Below are 14993 nucleotides of genomic sequence, written 5' to 3' on the forward strand. Positions count from 1 at the left end.
ACATCCACGCCCGCGCCGCCATGCCCGCGCACCCTCCGCGGTCACCGGCGACCAGATGGCGACATCCACGCCCGCGCCGCCATGCCCGCGCACCCTCCGCGGTCACCGGCGACCGGGCGGCGACATCCACGCTCCTCACGCACCGGGCTCACCCGCGCACCGACGGGAGAGGTTCGAGACCGACCGCCGTTTTCAGGTAAGGGCGGTCGGCTTCCTGCGGCCGGGCGACGCGGGCGCCACGCGGTGCCGGATCGCGGTGCCGGATCGCGGTGCGCGGGCTCTAGCATCGGCGGCGTGCGCCTGTCCCGTCGTACCGTCACCGCGGTCGCGCTGCTGTGTGCCGTGTCGGTGTACATCGGTGCGCTCTGGCCGGTGTTCGTGCGTCCGCGCGTCGACACCCCGCGCCCGGCCGACGCCATTCTGGTGCTCGGCGGCGCCCACGACGGCCGGGAGGAGCTGGGACTCGGCCTCGCCCACGACGGGGTCGCGCCCCGGGTGCTGATCTCCGATCCGTACGAGCACAGCCCGCTGGTGAACCGGATCTGCCACGGCGGCTACAGCTTCGCGGTGGAGTGCTTCGATCCGGAACCGCGCACCACGCGCGGTGAGGGCCGCTACCTGGCGCGGCGAGCCCGCGCGGAGGGCTGGCGGCGGGTGATCGTGGTGACCTTCACCCCGCACATCTCCCGGACTCGCTACATCCTCGGAAAATGCTGGGACGGTGAGCTGCTCGTCATCGACGCCCGCCCGCGTATCGGCCCGCTGCGCTGGGTGTACCAGTACGCCTATCAGACAGCGGCCTATCTGAAAGCCTTCACCGAGGACTGCTGAGCCCGCGTTCCCGCCGACCTGCGGACGATCCGGCGGTGGTCACCCGCGCGGACGCGTGGCCTTCGCAGGGTGTGGCCGCCCGGCCGCATCCGTCGCGAAATGAGCCGCGGCCGAATCGACGCTCAGCGCCCGTTGGACGACGGGAAATTGAGGTAGGCCCGCGACGGCGTCGGCCCGCGCTGTCCCTGGTATTTCGACCCGGCCGCCTGGCTGCCGTAGGGATGCTCCGCCGGGCTCGACAGCCGGAACAGGCACAGCTGGCCGATCTTCATCCCCGGCCACAGCGTGATCGGCAGATTCGCCACATTCGACAGTTCGAGGGTGATGTGCCCGCTGAACCCCGGATCGATGAACCCGGCGGTGGAGTGGGTGAGCAGCCCCAGGCGGCCCAGGCTCGACTTGCCCTCCAATCGACCGGCCAGGTCGTCGGGCAGGCTGCACACCTCCAGGGTGGAGCCGAGCACGAACTCGCCGGGATGCAGCACGAAGGGTTCCCCCGCGGTCGGCTCGACCATGGTGGTCAGCTCGTCCTGGCGCTGCGCCGGGTCGATATGGGTGTAGCGGGTGTTGTTGAACACCCGGAACAGGCTGTCCAACCGCACGTCGATACTCGACGGCTGGACGAGGTTCGGGTCGAACGGGTCGAGCCCGAGGCGGCCAGCGGCGATCTCGGAGCGGATGTCGCGATCGGAAAGCAGCACGCGCAAGAGCGTAGTGCCAGGTGGTCAGCCCGCGGTGGGAGGGCTGTCGTCCACGGTCTCCGAGACGGCCTGCGGCCTTCGCGCCGCCCAGCCCACCTCGGCCTCGCTGCGCATGCGCTCGACCATGTGCGGATAGTGCAGTTCGAAGGCGGGCCGCTCGGAACGGATGCGGGGCAATTCGTAGAAGTTGTGTCGCGGCGGCGGGCAGGTGGTGGCCCATTCGAGGGAGTTGCCGAAGCCCCACGGGTCGTCCACCGTCACCACCTCGCCGTAGCGGTAGCTCTTGAAGACGTTCCACACGAAGGTCACCATCGACAGGCCCAGCACGAACGAGCCGATGGTCGAGATCATGTTGAGCGCGGTGAACCCGTCACCGGGCAGATAGTCGGCGTAGCGGCGCGGCATGCCCTCGTCGCCCAGCCAGTGCTGCACCAGGAAGGTCAGGTGGAAGCCGAAGAAGGTGCTCCAGAAGTGCAGCTTGCCGAGCCGCTCGTCCATCATCCGGCCGGTCATCTTCGGGAACCAGAAGTAGATGCCCGCGAAGGTGGCGAACACGATGGTGCCGAACAGCACGTAGTGGAAGTGCGCGACCACGAAGTACGAGTCGGTGACGTGGAAGTCCAGCGGCGGGCTGGCGAGGATGATGCCGGACAGGCCGCCGAACAGGAAGGTCACCAGGAAGCCGACCGCCCACAGCATCGGTGTCTCGAAGGTGAGCTGCCCGCGCCACATGGTGCCGACCCAGTTGAAGAACTTCACCCCGGTCGGCACCGCGATGAGGAAGGTCATCATGGCGAAGAACGGCAGCAGCACAGCGCCGGTGGCGAACATGTGGTGCGCCCACACCGCCATGGACAGCGCGCCGATGGCCAGGGTGGCGTACACCAGGGTGGTGTAGCCGAAGATCGGTTTCCGGGAGAACACCGGCAGCACTTCGGAGATGATGCCGAAGAACGGCAGCGCGATGATGTACACCTCGGGATGCCCGAAGAACCAGAACAGGTGCTGCCAGAGGATCGTGCCGCCGCTGGACGGGTCGTAGATGTTCCCGCCGAGATGCCGGTCGACGGCCAGCGCCATCAGCGCCGCGGTGAGGATCGGGAACGCCAGCAGCACCAGAATGCTGGTGACCAGGATGTTCCAGGTGAAGATGGGCATCCGGAACAGCGTCATGCCCGGGCAGCGCAGGCACACGATGGTGGTGATGAAGTTGACGCCGCTGAGGATGGTGCCCAGACCGGAGACCGCCAGCCCCATGATCCACAGGTCTCCGCCGACCCCTGGCGAGTGGTCGACCAGGCTCAGCGGCGTGTAGGCGGTCCACCCGAAGTCCGCCGCCCCGCCCGGGGTGACGAATCCGGCCGTGGCCATGGTCGCGCCGAACAGGTACAGCCAGTAGCTGAGCGCGTTCAGCCGCGGGAACGCCACATCCGGGGCGCCGATCTGGAGCGGCAGTATCGCATTGGCGAATCCGAAGACGATCGGTGTCGCATAGAACAGCAGCATGATGGTGCCGTGCATGGTGAACAGCTGGTTGTACTGTTCGGGCGACAGGAACTGCAATCCCGGCCGCGCCAGCTCGGCCCGCATGAGCAGCGCCATCAACCCGCCGATCAGGAAGAACGAGATGGCGGTGACCATGTACATCATCCCGAGCAGCTTGGGATCGGTGGTCGTGACGATGCGCCACAGATACGACCCCTTCGGGGCCATCCGCGCCGGATACGGCCGCGCGGGCTCGAGCTGGGGGACATCCTTCGAGGGCACCGCGGTCATCGCGTCCTCCTCCAGGACACACCGAACCGCGATCAGCAAACGCCCAGCGCATCCAAAGTCACTGTGGTGGACGGGCTTTCGACCCGATGATCAGTCTACGACCGCCCGTAGACGATCACCCCCACTTCGCCGAATCCCCCACCGACCCGCTTTCCGCCAACTTGCATCCGACGACCCCGGTTCTGATAGAGTCGCGGAGCGTCTACGCGCACCGGCCGGTGTAGTTTAGTGGTAGAACATCAGCTTCCCAAGCTGAGAGTGCGGGTTCGATTCCCGTCACCGGCTCTCTTTCCCCCGTGCGATTCCCCGCGCAGCTCACGCCACCATCCGGGCCCTTCCTCGTCGCCCTGCACGATCTTTCGGCCACGCCGCCGATACCCCGCCGTGCCACACACGTGCCATTACGTCCCCTTACGCCCTTCCCGGCAGCGCCACGCCATCTCCAACAGGTCATCGGCGATTCGACGTCTCCGAATCCGACGACCCCGCCGCCCAGCGACGTCATCACGACCGCGATCCGGATACTCGACCTGGAGACCGTGAACGATCAGCCGGGCGAGCCCGCGGACATCGCCATCACCCGCATCCTCGACCTGATCGAGTCGCGCCTCGAAGGCGACGAGGACGAGGTGCCGCCAGGTGCGGACGACCGCTACTGCGTGCGCACCGCCGAGACTGCCTGCCGAAGTCGTGAGCGATATGCTCGAGCGATGTTCGCGCTTGTGGTGAGGTTCGACCTACGCGATGCCAAGGCTGCCAACGACTTCGACCAACTCGTCGCCGACACAGTGGGGGCGATCAGCGAGAACGAGCCCGGCACGCTGGTGTACTCCACTCACGAAGTTGAAGGCGAGCCCTTGGCGCGCATCTTCTACGAGGTCTATGCCGACCGAGCAGCTTTCGAGGAGCACGAGCGGCAGCCGCACGTACGGCATTTCCTAGCCGCCCGCGAGGACTACACACGCGCAGTCCGCGTGGAGTTCCTGACTCCCGGCGCGGCCACGGGGCTGCCCGGCACTAGCTGAGGCCACACCACGCCGCGAATCCACGCAACGTCTCCGTACTGCGCGCGTCCTCCCTAGCCAGGACAAGGAGGGTCTCATGCACCATCGGGTGATAGCGCGTCTGCGAGGGGGCGATCCTGCGGGCGGTGAGGAGCGAGTCGAACGCTTTGCCGCGCTGCCCATGCAAGAGCCAGGCTCTCGCCATGTCGATGTGATAGTGCCCTGACCGTTCGCGTGGCGTCGTAGGCGGCATGGCGAATCCCCGTGCCCGATTCAATGCCTCTGTTCCGTCCATCATCTCGACCGCGAGGGCGATATTCCAGATGCCGACATTGGTGGGGCCGAAGGAGAGGATCGGATCGGTGTCAGACCCGAGCCGACAGGCTGTGTCGCGGGCTTCCCTGAGGTGAGAATCTGCGAGATCGCGTGCGCCTTTTCGAGCGGCCGCCAGACCGGATTGCAGGTGGAGGCCGCCCCAAGCAACCAGGTCGTATTCCGTCTGGGCGGCCAGGCGGGGTTCGATGCTGGCACGACAGCGCTCGAGGAAAGTCAATGCGGCGTTCCAGTCTCCGCCCGCCGTGAGCAGCGCTGCGCGATGGAATTGGCTGGTAGCCGTCCACAGCGGATCTCCGGATTCGCGTGCCGCCCACGCCATCCGGTCGATTGCGATGGTCGCGAGGTCGGTGTACCCCAACTTGTGGGCAAGACTGTGCGATCCGTAGTACAGCTCACACAACAGGTTCAACGCCTGCTCTCTTTGCAGTCCTTCGGCGCGATGCACTGACGCCCGGACCTCAGCGAGTAGCGGCGGCAACGCGGCGGCGAGCTTCGGCGCCGCAGCGGCACGCCGGTAGCGTCGAATGTTCTCGACACCGTCAGCGAGCGCGGCCATCGGGCGTACGCGGATGTCGGGTGCGTCAACGTCGTAGGCGGCCAGCTCGTTTCGAATAATCGCGATCGCGGCGTGTACGTCACGATCGGCACTCGACTTCGCTGGCAGGGGCTGCCCAAGTAGGTCGGCCGCGCTCATGCGCAGAGCTTTGGCACACGAAGCGACGAAGGCGGACGTCGCGGCGCGGCGACCCTGCTCCACTTTCGTCACCAGCGAGGCTGAGACGTTCGCTTCCTGGGCGAGCCGTCCCTGGCTCCATCCTCGTAGTTTGCGAGCCTGGGCGATACGGTCGCCAACTCCCTGGGATTCTCCGGCCATCACGTCCTCTATTCCACCGGAACCGCTCTTTCGAGGGTGACACGAACTGTGTCAGTTCGTGTGCGGATTGTGCCGCAGCCTGATCACGTGGCCTCCGGTATCGGGAACTCGACGCCCTCCGATACTGGTCAGCCACACCCCACTACCTGCCACGGCACACCGGAGGAACCGGGTATGAACATGACCGAGGCGCGCGTCCTCGCGGCCCTCGCACCCGGCGGCCAGTTGACCGCCGACCGCATCGCGGACAGCGCAGACATCACCCTCAGCGCAGCCAACCGCGCGATCGACCGCCTCACCTACCTGGGGTTGATCGTGACCGGTGTCGGTTTGTGGTGCGACACCTGGACGCTCAGCCGCCGAGGCCGCGCCTACATCGCCACATCGACAGGCCGCGCCCTCCTCGACGTCCCGGCAGGAGTCTGACCGTGGACCTCCTCGGCATGCTCCTGCTCGTCAGCGGCGTGATCGTCTTCGCCGCGACCTCCGGCCACCAGCCCACCGCGCGGCACCGCCACGGCCTGTCCTGGCCCGACCTCCAAGCCCGCCTGGAAGCAGAAGCGCAACGCACCTATCTGCCGGTACGGGGATGGCCGTCATGAGCCTGGAATACCTCCGCCACGACAACCACGAGTGGGGCCGCAGCCGCCCCAACCTCGCCATGCAAGTCCACATCGACTGCCACCCCGACATCTGCGCCACCAAGGCCGCCGCCTACTGGGCGTTGGTGGACGCGGGCAAGCTCGTCCCGGATTCAGGCCGCGCATGACCGACAAGTTGCCGCGCAGGACCGACGAGGAATGGGAACAGGTCAGCCGCGACCGCATGCGCCGCTACTACGAGATGGAATCCGACCGCGTCGCGGGCGCTGTCGAATGCGGACATCGGCTGTGGCAGCTGCTGCACCACGGCCTGACAATGGCCGCCGCCGAAGGGGCCACTCGCATGGGAGCAGAGCATCTGCTACTGCACATGCTCTACGACCCGGCCGCCATCCCGGCCCGGGAACTCACCGAGATGGGATTGGACCCGAGCACGGTGTTCACGCGGCTGGCAGAAGCCACCCGCCGCCATTCGCACCCGCCCGAGACCGTGCGGGACAACCGAACCTCAACTGTCGACGGCCCAGAAGCCCGGGTGCCGATGGACCAGCCCGGACGCCGCCGAGATCGCTCGCCCGGCCGAACGCAATGACGACCCGCGGGCGATCGTGCACATGGCCAAGACTGCGCCCGCGCAGCCCCCCACCACGTGTGCCCCGAACTCGACGAGCATGAACGGCAGGAAGCCGCCACGCGCGGGCACGGGTGCGCGAAGCACGCGAGCGGGATGCCCGAGACAGCGAGGCGGGAGAGCTGACCATTCGTGCCAGATGCCGATCGGTCGCTGGCGGAAACCAGTGCGGGCGAGGATGATTCGCTGACGCGACGGCCCCTCTTGGGGGAGCCGCAGACCCAGAGCTGCCACGTCGCACACACCCTTCTCGAGAGAGCGTTAATGAAGCGTTTTGTGTACGCCGGGATCGCCGCCACCATCGCCGCCCTCGGCATCGTCACTGCGGGCGGTACCGCGACAGCCGGGGAGACCGACACCATCATCGGCCGCGAGGAGTGCCAGCGCGTCGCCAAGATGTATAGGGACGCGGGCTATACCGGTGCCCGCTGCTACCACATCCACGGTGACCGGTATTACGTGAGTTACGACGAACCGCGTGACAGCAGGCCGTCCACTGGCAGCTTCGGGTCCAGCTAGGCCTGGTCGCGACGAAAACGCACCAATCGACTCCGGTTGGTGCGCTCTGTATTTCACGGTTCAGCAGCCGTGTTCTCGTTCCAGCCCGCACGAGGGCGTACACGATGTTTCCGGGACCGGCGCTGTGGCGACACCCATACCAGCGATCCTCCCACCTCGTGCGCGAGACCGACGATGCGTTGGTCCTTACCCGCGCGCCCGCTCCAAGCGGTCAGTAGAGGTGGCTTCGAGGTTGGCTAGCGCCTTGTCGATGAATTCCTGCGACGGATTGAAGACTGTGATGCTGGTACTGGGACTCCAGGGAGGCCCTTCGGGCATCAGGGTCGACGGGTTGGTGCGACAGCCGCTGCCACGTTGGACCTGATCGGGTTCGCGGCGAATCGGTTCTGGCCAGATCAGCGTGAAGTTCTCTGCCACGATCCGGGACGCCTCGTCGAGCTTGATCTCAGCGGGAGCAGGAGTCGTCGTGGCCGACATCGACCAAGTCGGTTTCGATACCACGTTCAACGTATTCTGTCGCCTCAGTACCGGCGATGACGCCCACGATATTCTTGAAGGCTGTGGAACTCGGGTCGTACCGGCAATGGAGAGAAAGTGACGAACTCGGCCCGGACGGACGCGGTGAGCGCGCGCCGCAGCATTATTCGGCGGCGGGCTTGTGCCACAGCAGGGTGTATCTCCACAGCAGGCGCTTGCGGATGGTCGCGCCGGGGAGGATCTCGGCGGCGGATCGTCGGATGTGGTCCAGAGTTTCCTCTGGATCGTGGACCGGGGCGGGTGGGTCGCTCTTGCGGTGGAGCAGGTCGACGGCTCTGATGAGGGGGTAGCGGAGTAGATAGTCGTAGTCGGCGCGCAGGCGCATGGACCAGAGGCCGACGACGGCGAGGGTGCCGCCGGGGGCGACCAGGCGGCGCAGGGCGGTCAGGCCCTCGTCGACGGGCACGTGGTGCAGGCTGGCGACGGCGGTGACGTAGTCGAAAGTGCCGGTGAGATCGCGGAAGTCGGCCTGCCGGTAGGTGACGTTCGGGGCAGGGGCGGCACCGGCGAGGACCGGCGCGTCGATGTCCACGCCGAGCACGCTGGGGCAGCGCCGGGCCAGTTTGCGGGCCAGCAGACCGTCACCGCAGCCGATGTCCAGGGCGGTGCGAGCGGCGTCCGGCAGCTGGGCGAGCAGCCAGGGGTGGTAGTGGGTGTTGTGATTCCAGTACGGGTCACGCACTCCCGCGAGCATACGGGCGGTAACGCGCGGGCACGGGGCGCCGATCCATCCTGTACCAATCCCTGCCGATTGGTATCAATTCGATTCGACTAACCGGTCTTGTTATTTCGAGTCCCCGCCGGACTCTCTTTCGCCATGCCCTTTTTCGAGTTGCACCCAGGCACGTAGGAACCATGAGCTCTCCCCCGAACCCGCACACCTCGCGCAACGGCGCGCTGATCGCCGGGGCGGCCTTCGTCGTCCTGGCACTCGCGTTCCATGCCTGCGATCCCACGCCGCCGCAGGACTTCTCCTCGCCGACAACGACATCGACGCCCAGCGCGCACCGACCGCCTGTCGGTCCCCCCGGATAATCTCGCGCCATGGCCCACGACCACTACTCGTTCACCGCCGAACTCTGGGAGTACGACGGGCCCGCCGCCTGGTACTTCCTCGACGTGCCGGAGGCGATCGCCGATGAGATCGAGGAGATGTACGGGCATCGGGTCGGTGGGTTCGGGTCGGTTCGGGTGGAGGTCGTCATCGGCGCGAGCCGGTGGGCGACATCGCTGTTCCCGGACAAGAAGCGAGGAACGTATCTACTGCCCGTGAAGAAGCCCGTGCGGATATCAGAGGGGTTGTCCGCAGGGGATTCGGCGCGGGTGGAGATCACGGTCCTGGTGTGAGTCCGGATGGGTCGCATACCGGCCCATCCGGACTCGCTGCCGCCGACCGTCGCCGTCGACTATTGCAGGCACTCCGACACTATGCGGTTGGTGGCGGCCTTGGCCTTGTCGGAGTCCTCCTTGCTCATGCCGAGCTCCTCGGGCTCCACCGAGCCGGTCACATTCGCTTCCTTGTCGATCATGACGCGCAGGCCCTCCTGCGAGATCCCCTGATCCACATAGATCTTCGCCGCGCAGTCGGCCAGGGCGGTGTCCTTGAGGCCGCTGTCCTGCAGTGCCTTGGACAGGTCCGCCTGCGTGACGGCGGGAGCCTCGTCGCTGTCGCTACCGCACGCGGCGAGCAGCGGCAGGGCGACGAACGCGGCGGCGAGCAGGGAAATCCTCACGGGTACCTCGATTCTCACGAGCGGAATGCCGGAGGAACCTTCTCACAGATCCATGGCCGCGCGCAGGGCTGTGTCGATGCGCTCCTCGGTCTCGGTGTCCACCGCGCCGATGCGCTCCGCCAACCAGGGGCGATAGATGCGGCCCAGATTCCCGGCGTGCACCCAGCCGTGCCCGGGAATGGGCACGGCGAGAATATCCAGCGGATCCTCATCCAGCACCTCCGCGGCGATCAGCCACGGGCGCGGCGACTCGTTGATGCCGTCGCTGCTGATGAGGATGATATTGCGGCGTCGGGGCGTGCCGTGCGGGTGGTAGACCCAGAGTTCACCCCTGCGCACGCAACTCCTTCTCGGCGGCCGCCAACTCTGCCTCGTCCATCGCGGCGAGTTCCGCCGGGTCGGGCGCCGGACCCCAGCCGGTCCGGACCGCTTCGCGCCGCGCGGCGCGGGAAATCCACGCCGACGGCGACATACCGGCCCGAGCGGCGGCCTGTTCGGCGTACGACCAGGCGGCCTCGTCCAGCGACAAAGTCACCTTACGGGTTGCCATACCTTTTATCGTACCGATGAGAAGGCCGATGAGAAGGCCGATGGGGCGGGGACAGGAGAAATGCCCATGTGGGAAGGAACGGCCATGCTGCGGCCGGGAACGCTGACCTACACCGGGCGCATCGGGCACGCGCACCGGCACCACCACGCGGCGGCGCAACTGGTGTTCGCGACCGCGGGCCGGATCGGCGTGCGGGATGCCGACGGGAACCTCGAAGAGGCTCGGGCGGCGCTGATCCCGGCCGGGCAGACCCACGAGATGATCGGTGCGGCAACGGGTCTGCTCATCTTCGCCGACGCATCCTCGGCGCTCGGGCGGGCACTGAACACCCGCGTGCGCGAGACCGGCCTGCCGCTCGGCTCCGCCGCCGCCTGGGTGCGAGCCGCCGCGCCGCTGGATCGCACGCCACTACTCCACCCCCATGGCGAACCACCGCGTGCCGACACACCGCGTTCCACGCGGAATGCGAGTGGCGTTAGCGCGGCGGAAAGGGGTGCGCCGGTCAGCGCGTGCCGCTGCGCTTGCCCACCCAGCGCCCCTGGCGCAGCCTGCCCAAGCAGGCACGGTGCCGCGGTGGGCGGACCTCCGGCGCACGCGGCCGCAGCGGCACCGGCCACACACGCACCGACCGCAGGCGGGTCGACCACGGGCACGCCGACCGCGGGCAGCGGGTTTCCCGCGGGTCTGCTGGCGAGGCTGGTCGGCGCCGAGGGCGGCGGGACGGGACCGGAGCATCCCGCGCTGCGGCGGGCGCTGGCGCTGTTGCCGGGGATGTTGGACGGGCCGGTGCGATTGCGCGACCTGGCGGAGGCGGTGGGGATTTCCGCGAGTCGGCTGGGGCATCTGTTCGCCGAGGAGGTGGGGATGGGGTTTCCGCCGTATCTGCGGTGGGCGCGCCTGCGCCACGCCATGGAGCATGCACGGCTGGGCGGCACGTTGACCACCGCGGCGCATGCCGCCGGGTTCGCCGACAGTGCCCACCTGACCCGGGTGTGTCACGAGATGTTCGGGCTGGCACCGTCGGAACTGGTGCGGCGGGTGGCGCTGGTGCGGTCGTAGCGAATCCGTTCAAGCGGTCGTAGCGAATCCGTTCAAGTCGAAGTGGGCCGGTGACCAGCAGGGTTGGCGCATGCACACTCTCGTCCGCTACGGCTACGTGCCCTTCATGCTGCTGGCCGTGAACGGCACCGCCTTCGCGATGCTCGCCACCGGCCGTTCGAAGCTGTGGCTGCTGCCATTGCTCCTGCTCGCGATCGGGGTCTCCTTCGCCGCCGAACGCGCACTGCCCTACCTCGACGACTGGAATACCGACCACGACGACGACCGACGCGATATCGCCCACGCGGTCGTCAACGAACTGCTCACGCTGGCCAGCGCTGCCTCCCTTCCGCTGCTGGCCGCGCTGATCCCGTTCGAGGGGGTGTGGCCGCGGGACCTGCACTTCGTGGTGCAGGTCCTGATCGCGATCCTGGTCGCCGACCTCGGGATCACCCTCACCCATCTGGCCAGCCACAAGGTCCCCGCGCTGTGGCGGCTGCACGCGGTGCACCACAGCATCACCCGGTCCTACGGTTTCAACGGCCTGATGAAACATCCGCTGCACCAGACCTTGGAGACGGTCGTCGGCGTCACGCCGCTCATCCTGTTGGGTCTGCCCGGCGACGTGGCCGCCGCGCTGGCGTTCGCCGTCGCCGTGCAACTGCTGCTGCAACACTCCAATGTCGACTATCGGGTCGGACCGCTGCGCGCGGTGCTCGCCCTCAATCAGGCGCATCGCTTCCATCACCTCAAATGGGCCGGTATCGGCGATGTGAATTTCGGTCTGTTCACCCTGATCTGGGATCACGCGCTGCGCACCTACTCCTACGACCCAGGCCGCGCTTTCACCAGCGCCGACCTCGGCATGGCCGCCAAACCGAACTACCCCGCGGGCTATCTCGCCCAGCTGGTCGAACCCTTCCGGGCCAGCGGCGCCTGCGTCCCCACCGACCGCGCGGAGACGGCCGGAAATCTCGATTGGCGGGAGGCGCCGCGTTGTTAGGGTGAGGCGTCGGTGCAGTTCACGGGAGGTTGGCCATGACGTTGAACCACCACCGGGCGGGGGCGGGCGATCCACTGGTCCTCGTGCACGGGGTGGGCAGCCGCTGGCAGGTGTGGGGGCCGACCATCGATCTGCTCGCGGAGTCGTTCGATGTGATCGCCGTCGACCTGCCGGGATTCGGCGCCAGTCAGCCGCTTCCGCGCACCGATGTGCCCGCCCTCGCCGATGCGCTGGCCGACTTCCTGACCGAGCAGGGCATCGAGCGGCCGCATCTGGCGGGCAACTCCATGGGCGGCCACATCGTGCTCGACCTGGCCGCGCGCGGACTGGCGCGCAGCGTCACCGCCTACTCCCCCATCGGATTCTGGGACACCCCCGGCCGCATCTGGTGTCAGCAGGCATTGGGCCGAGCCAAGAACCTCTGTCAGCTGCTGCGCCCGGCCGTGCCCACCCTGCTCGGCACGACCGCGGGGCGCAGCGCCCTCATGGGCCTGGTGTTCGGCAAACCCTGGCAGTTGCCCGCCGACGCCGCGGTGCTCACCGTGGAGGGACTGCTCGGCGCGGGCGGTTTCGACGCGGCGCTGGCCTCGTTCACCCGGGTGCGGCCGGTCACCGCCGAGGCGCTGCCCGATATCCCGGTGACCATCGCCTGGGGTAATCGTGACATTCTGCTGACCTACGCCACGCAGAGCCGCCGCGCCCGGCAGTTGCTCCCGACCGCCAGGCACGTCACCCTGCGCGGCAGCGGCCACACGCCCTTCTACGACGATCCGGAGGGCTGTGCGCGGCTGCTCCTGGACCAGAAGTGAGGAATGAGCATGGCACGCGACAATATCGAGCTGACCTTCGAGGGCGATCGCGCCTACGTCACCCTGGACCGGCCCGACAAGCACAACGGGCTCACCGTCGAGATGCTGCGGGAACTGGTCCGGGTCGCCGGAACCATTCAGGGGCGCAGTGATATTCGCACGGTCATCCTGTCCGGGAACGGACCCAGCTTCTCCAGCGGCCTCGATGTCGCCAAGGCCATGGGCAATCCGATGTCGATCGTGCCCAACTTCATTCCGCTGCCCTGGCGCGGCACCAATACTTTCCAGGAAGCCTGCTGGGCGTGGCGACGACTGCCGCAACCGGTGATCGCGGTGGTGCACGGCCGCTGCTACGGCGGCGCGCTGCAACTCGCCCTGGCCGCCGACTTCCGTTTCGTCACACCGGATTCCGAATTCGCGGTAATGGAGGCCAAGCACGGTCTCATCCCGGATATGACCGGTGCGGCGACGCTGTCCCGGCTCGTCGGCATCGATCAGGCGCTGCTGCTCACCATGACCGCCGATCCGGTGGACGCCGCCTACGCCCAGCGCATCGGCCTGGTCACCGAGGTGGCCGCGGATCCGCGGGCCGAGGCGGAGAAGCTCGCGGACCGCATCGCGGCGCGCTCCCCGCACGCGGTGGCGAGCGCCAAACGGCTGTTCGACCGCTCCTGGGAGTCGTCGCTGCGGCGCACCTTCGCCATCGAGCGCGCCACCCAACTGCCGCTGATCCTGCGTCAAGCCCTGGGCCGGAAAGACAACAAGTAAGGCAATTCACAGCAAACAAGTCGGTTTGCGATCCCACCCGCCCCGGTCGCGCTGTTAGCATCTTCACACTTTGCCAGCGAGCCGAATGACCGCGTGGTCCGTAGGTTGGGCACGGCCCGCGCACTTGTTCGGCGAGAACCGGAGGTTTGTCCGCGTTGACGAAGACCGCATCCCTGCTCATGTCCGCCCTGGCAGGAACCACGGCCTTGCTCCTCACCGCGACCTCACCGGCTGCGGCCAACCCGAACGCCATCAACCCCATTCCGGTGCTCAACGGCACCCACGGCCTACCCAACCTGCCCGGACGCACCAAGGCGGTGTTCCAGGTGACCGGTATGGCCAGCCCGAACAACACCCAGTCCTACAACGTGCTCGGCACCGATCTGGGCATCATGTGGGACAACGGGCACGGTGAGATGCTCACCGCCTTCGGTGATACCGCCGGACTCGGCTTCCCCAACCTGCTGGTCGGCAGCACCTGGGCCTGGCGCTCCAACATCCTGGTGCGCTCGCACACCAAGGATCCGTCGAACGGCATCTACTTCGACTCGGTGGTGCGGGACTGGTTCGGGCAGGCGCGCGACCTCATCCCCAGCCCCAAGATCCCCTTCATCGAGATCAGCCGCATTCCCACCGCGGGCATCTCGGTGGGCGGGGTGCAGTACATGAGCCTCATGTCCGTGCACAGCTGGGATGAACCCGGCGAATGGACCACCAACTTCTCCGGCCTCGCGGTCTCCGGCGACAATGGCGAGAACTGGGTGGAACTGCCCGCCACCCGGCGGCCCGACGAGGGCGGCAACGCCAACTTCCAGATGAACGCCTTCCTGAAGGCGGATGGCTTCGTCTACGAGTACGGCACCGCCTCCGGCCGCGACAACCCCGCCTTCCTGGCACGAGTGCCGGAGGCCGCCATCGGCGATCTGACGCAGTACGAGTACTTCGCGGACGGCAAGTGGGTGCGCGAGGACGTGAACGCCGCGACCCCGGTGATCGGCGGCGGGGTGGCCGAGATGTCGGTCATGTGGAACGACTACCTGGGCCAATACATCATGCTCACCACCGACCCGTGGAATTCGGTGGTCATGCACCGCGCGCCCAGTCCGGAGGGGCCGTGGAGCGGGCCGGAGGTGCTGATCGACGCGCGGGAACTCCCCACCGCGTACGCGCCGTCGATCTTCCCGTACCAGACCGGGCGTGACCTGTACTTCCTCACCACGGTGCACAGCCAGTACAACGTGCTCCTCATGCGCACCAGGCTGTAGCGCGCGCCCCCGATCT

The 14993-nt window shown here is 67.5% G+C and carries 22 protein-coding genes and 1 tRNA gene; 15 read left to right on the forward strand and 8 right to left on the reverse strand.

Going from position 1 to position 14993, the window contains the following annotated elements; all coding sequences use genetic code 11:
• Nucleotides 1-294 precede the first annotated feature (294 nt).
• Nucleotides 295-831: a YdcF family protein gene (locus QK444_RS17785; RefSeq protein WP_282781716.1), complete on the forward strand. Its 537-nt coding sequence runs from the start codon at nucleotides 295-297 to the stop codon at nucleotides 829-831.
• A 122-nt stretch (nucleotides 832-953) separates the two neighbouring features.
• Here the strand turns inward: QK444_RS17785 and dcd are convergent, their stop codons facing one another.
• Both dcd and ctaD read right to left on the reverse strand, forming a co-directional pair.
• Nucleotides 954-1532 (reverse strand): dCTP deaminase, encoded by a 579-nt coding sequence (gene dcd, locus QK444_RS17790; protein WP_282781718.1) that lies wholly within the window; start codon nucleotides 1530-1532, stop codon nucleotides 954-956.
• 24 nt (nucleotides 1533-1556) lie between these two features.
• Nucleotides 1557-3308 (reverse strand): cytochrome c oxidase subunit I, encoded by a 1752-nt coding sequence (gene ctaD, locus QK444_RS17795; RefSeq protein WP_282781720.1) that lies wholly within the window; start codon nucleotides 3306-3308, stop codon nucleotides 1557-1559.
• A 214-nt stretch (nucleotides 3309-3522) separates the two neighbouring features.
• On the opposite strand from ctaD, the gene QK444_RS17800 reads away from it, so the two are divergent.
• Nucleotides 3523-3593, forward strand: a tRNA-Gly gene (locus QK444_RS17800).
• An 11-nt stretch (nucleotides 3594-3604) separates the two neighbouring features.
• Nucleotides 3605-4333, forward strand: coding sequence for an antibiotic biosynthesis monooxygenase (locus QK444_RS17805; protein WP_282781722.1), 729 nt, complete (start codon nucleotides 3605-3607; stop codon nucleotides 4331-4333).
• Here the strand turns inward: QK444_RS17805 and QK444_RS17810 are convergent.
• On the reverse strand, nucleotides 4326-5522 hold the full coding sequence (locus tag QK444_RS17810) for a helix-turn-helix transcriptional regulator (RefSeq protein WP_282781724.1): 1197 nt from the start codon (nucleotides 5520-5522) through the stop codon (nucleotides 4326-4328). The two genes, QK444_RS17805 and QK444_RS17810, sit on opposite strands and share 8 nt — an antisense overlap.
• A 174-nt stretch (nucleotides 5523-5696) precedes the next feature.
• Here QK444_RS17810 and QK444_RS17815 point away from each other — a divergent pair, with 174 nt between their 5' ends.
• From QK444_RS17815 to QK444_RS17835, 5 genes are all read left to right on the forward strand, one after another.
• Nucleotides 5697-5948, forward strand: a complete 252-nt coding sequence (locus QK444_RS17815) for a helix-turn-helix domain-containing protein (RefSeq protein ID WP_282781726.1) — start codon at nucleotides 5697-5699, stop codon at nucleotides 5946-5948.
• Between the two features lie 2 nt (nucleotides 5949-5950).
• Nucleotides 5951-6124 (forward strand): hypothetical protein, encoded by a 174-nt coding sequence (locus QK444_RS17820; RefSeq protein ID WP_282781728.1) that lies wholly within the window; start codon nucleotides 5951-5953, stop codon nucleotides 6122-6124.
• The gene (locus QK444_RS17825; RefSeq protein WP_282781730.1) at nucleotides 6121-6291 is read left to right on the forward strand and encodes a hypothetical protein; all 171 of its coding nucleotides are present in this window, start codon (nucleotides 6121-6123) and stop codon (nucleotides 6289-6291) included. The genes QK444_RS17820 and QK444_RS17825 overlap by 4 nt, the downstream gene beginning before the upstream one ends.
• The gene (locus QK444_RS17830) at nucleotides 6288-6716 is read left to right on the forward strand and encodes a hypothetical protein (protein WP_282781731.1); all 429 of its coding nucleotides are present in this window, start codon (nucleotides 6288-6290) and stop codon (nucleotides 6714-6716) included. The genes QK444_RS17825 and QK444_RS17830 overlap by 4 nt, the downstream gene beginning before the upstream one ends.
• Before the next feature lie 303 nt (nucleotides 6717-7019).
• Nucleotides 7020-7274 (forward strand): hypothetical protein, encoded by a 255-nt coding sequence (locus QK444_RS17835; RefSeq protein ID WP_282781733.1) that lies wholly within the window; start codon nucleotides 7020-7022, stop codon nucleotides 7272-7274.
• 186 nt (nucleotides 7275-7460) lie between these two features.
• Here QK444_RS17835 and QK444_RS17840 read toward each other — a convergent pair whose 3' ends face one another.
• Nucleotides 7461-7751: a hypothetical protein gene (locus tag QK444_RS17840; RefSeq protein ID WP_282781734.1), complete on the reverse strand. Its 291-nt coding sequence runs from the start codon at nucleotides 7749-7751 to the stop codon at nucleotides 7461-7463.
• 163 nt (nucleotides 7752-7914) lie between these two features.
• Nucleotides 7915-8493: a class I SAM-dependent methyltransferase gene (locus QK444_RS17845; RefSeq protein ID WP_282781736.1), complete on the reverse strand. Its 579-nt coding sequence runs from the start codon at nucleotides 8491-8493 to the stop codon at nucleotides 7915-7917.
• Between the two features lie 173 nt (nucleotides 8494-8666).
• Here QK444_RS17845 and QK444_RS17850 point away from each other — a divergent pair, with 173 nt between their 5' ends.
• Complete coding sequence (locus QK444_RS17850) at nucleotides 8667-8846, forward strand: hypothetical protein (RefSeq protein WP_282781738.1); 180 nt, start codon at nucleotides 8667-8669, stop codon at nucleotides 8844-8846.
• 9 nt (nucleotides 8847-8855) lie between these two features.
• Nucleotides 8856-9158 carry a DUF1905 domain-containing protein gene (locus QK444_RS17855; RefSeq protein ID WP_282781739.1) on the forward strand — a complete coding sequence of 101 codons (303 nt, stop codon included), beginning with the start codon at nucleotides 8856-8858 and terminating at the stop codon, nucleotides 9156-9158.
• Between the two features lie 59 nt (nucleotides 9159-9217).
• On the opposite strand, the gene QK444_RS17860 is transcribed toward QK444_RS17855, so the two are convergent.
• From QK444_RS17860 to QK444_RS17870, 3 genes are read right to left on the reverse strand one after another with little or no spacing between them, the layout of a single operon-like run.
• A complete protein-coding gene (locus tag QK444_RS17860) occupies nucleotides 9218-9544 on the reverse strand; it encodes a hypothetical protein (RefSeq protein WP_282781741.1) in 327 nt (108 codons plus the stop codon).
• 42 nt (nucleotides 9545-9586) lie between these two features.
• Nucleotides 9587-9883 (reverse strand): hypothetical protein, encoded by a 297-nt coding sequence (locus QK444_RS17865; RefSeq protein WP_282781743.1) that lies wholly within the window; start codon nucleotides 9881-9883, stop codon nucleotides 9587-9589.
• Nucleotides 9870-10094 carry a hypothetical protein gene (locus QK444_RS17870; RefSeq protein ID WP_282781745.1) on the reverse strand — a complete coding sequence of 75 codons (225 nt, stop codon included), beginning with the start codon at nucleotides 10092-10094 and terminating at the stop codon, nucleotides 9870-9872. The genes QK444_RS17865 and QK444_RS17870 overlap by 14 nt, the downstream gene beginning before the upstream one ends.
• Before the next feature lie 66 nt (nucleotides 10095-10160).
• On the opposite strand from QK444_RS17870, the gene QK444_RS17875 reads away from it, so the two are divergent.
• The 5 genes from QK444_RS17875 (at nucleotide 10161) to QK444_RS17895 (ending at nucleotide 14977) form a co-directional block, all read left to right on the forward strand.
• Complete coding sequence (locus QK444_RS17875) at nucleotides 10161-11153, forward strand: helix-turn-helix transcriptional regulator (protein ID WP_282781747.1); 993 nt, start codon at nucleotides 10161-10163, stop codon at nucleotides 11151-11153.
• Nucleotides 11154-11223: 70 nt separating this feature from the next.
• Nucleotides 11224-12135 (forward strand): sterol desaturase family protein, encoded by a 912-nt coding sequence (locus QK444_RS17880; RefSeq protein ID WP_282781749.1) that lies wholly within the window; start codon nucleotides 11224-11226, stop codon nucleotides 12133-12135.
• A gap of 35 nt (nucleotides 12136-12170) precedes the next feature.
• On the forward strand, nucleotides 12171-12944 hold the full coding sequence (locus QK444_RS17885) for an alpha/beta fold hydrolase (protein ID WP_282781751.1): 774 nt from the start codon (nucleotides 12171-12173) through the stop codon (nucleotides 12942-12944).
• A gap of 9 nt (nucleotides 12945-12953) precedes the next feature.
• Complete coding sequence (locus tag QK444_RS17890) at nucleotides 12954-13712, forward strand: crotonase/enoyl-CoA hydratase family protein (RefSeq protein WP_282781753.1); 759 nt, start codon at nucleotides 12954-12956, stop codon at nucleotides 13710-13712.
• Nucleotides 13713-13891: 179 nt separating this feature from the next.
• Nucleotides 13892-14977, forward strand: a complete 1086-nt coding sequence (locus tag QK444_RS17895; RefSeq protein WP_282781755.1) for a DUF4185 domain-containing protein — start codon at nucleotides 13892-13894, stop codon at nucleotides 14975-14977.
• The last annotated feature ends 16 nt before the right edge of the window (nucleotides 14978-14993 follow it).

It is taken from the genome of Nocardia sp. CC201C, assembly GCF_030010695.1.
Taxonomy (GTDB): Bacteria; Actinomycetota; Actinomycetes; order Mycobacteriales; family Mycobacteriaceae; genus Nocardia; species Nocardia otitidiscaviarum.

What these genes read in the sequence shown, in the direction of transcription:
- ctaD (WP_282781720.1), bottom strand. Translation starts at nt 3,308, where the DNA reads ATGACCGCGGTGCCCTCGAAGGATGTCCCCCAGCTCGAGCCCGCGCGG.
- QK444_RS17810 (WP_282781724.1), bottom strand. Translation starts at nt 5,522, where the DNA reads ATGGCCGGAGAATCCCAGGGAGTTGGCGACCGTATCGCCCAGGCTCGC.
- QK444_RS17815 (WP_282781726.1), top strand. Translation starts at nt 5,697, where the DNA reads ATGAACATGACCGAGGCGCGCGTCCTCGCGGCCCTCGCACCCGGCGGC.
- QK444_RS17825 (WP_282781730.1), top strand. Translation starts at nt 6,121, where the DNA reads ATGAGCCTGGAATACCTCCGCCACGACAACCACGAGTGGGGCCGCAGC.
- QK444_RS17830 (WP_282781731.1), top strand. Translation starts at nt 6,288, where the DNA reads ATGACCGACAAGTTGCCGCGCAGGACCGACGAGGAATGGGAACAGGTC.
- QK444_RS17835 (WP_282781733.1), top strand. Translation starts at nt 7,020, where the DNA reads ATGAAGCGTTTTGTGTACGCCGGGATCGCCGCCACCATCGCCGCCCTC.
- QK444_RS17840 (WP_282781734.1), bottom strand. Translation starts at nt 7,751, where the DNA reads ATGTCGGCCACGACGACTCCTGCTCCCGCTGAGATCAAGCTCGACGAG.
- QK444_RS17850 (WP_282781738.1), top strand. Translation starts at nt 8,667, where the DNA reads ATGAGCTCTCCCCCGAACCCGCACACCTCGCGCAACGGCGCGCTGATC.
- QK444_RS17855 (WP_282781739.1), top strand. Translation starts at nt 8,856, where the DNA reads ATGGCCCACGACCACTACTCGTTCACCGCCGAACTCTGGGAGTACGAC.
- QK444_RS17870 (WP_282781745.1), bottom strand. Translation starts at nt 10,094, where the DNA reads ATGGCAACCCGTAAGGTGACTTTGTCGCTGGACGAGGCCGCCTGGTCG.
- QK444_RS17875 (WP_282781747.1), top strand. Translation starts at nt 10,161, where the DNA reads ATGTGGGAAGGAACGGCCATGCTGCGGCCGGGAACGCTGACCTACACC.
- QK444_RS17880 (WP_282781749.1), top strand. Translation starts at nt 11,224, where the DNA reads ATGCACACTCTCGTCCGCTACGGCTACGTGCCCTTCATGCTGCTGGCC.
- QK444_RS17885 (WP_282781751.1), top strand. Translation starts at nt 12,171, where the DNA reads ATGACGTTGAACCACCACCGGGCGGGGGCGGGCGATCCACTGGTCCTC.
- QK444_RS17890 (WP_282781753.1), top strand. Translation starts at nt 12,954, where the DNA reads ATGGCACGCGACAATATCGAGCTGACCTTCGAGGGCGATCGCGCCTAC.
- QK444_RS17895 (WP_282781755.1), top strand. Translation starts at nt 13,892, where the DNA reads ATGTCCGCCCTGGCAGGAACCACGGCCTTGCTCCTCACCGCGACCTCA.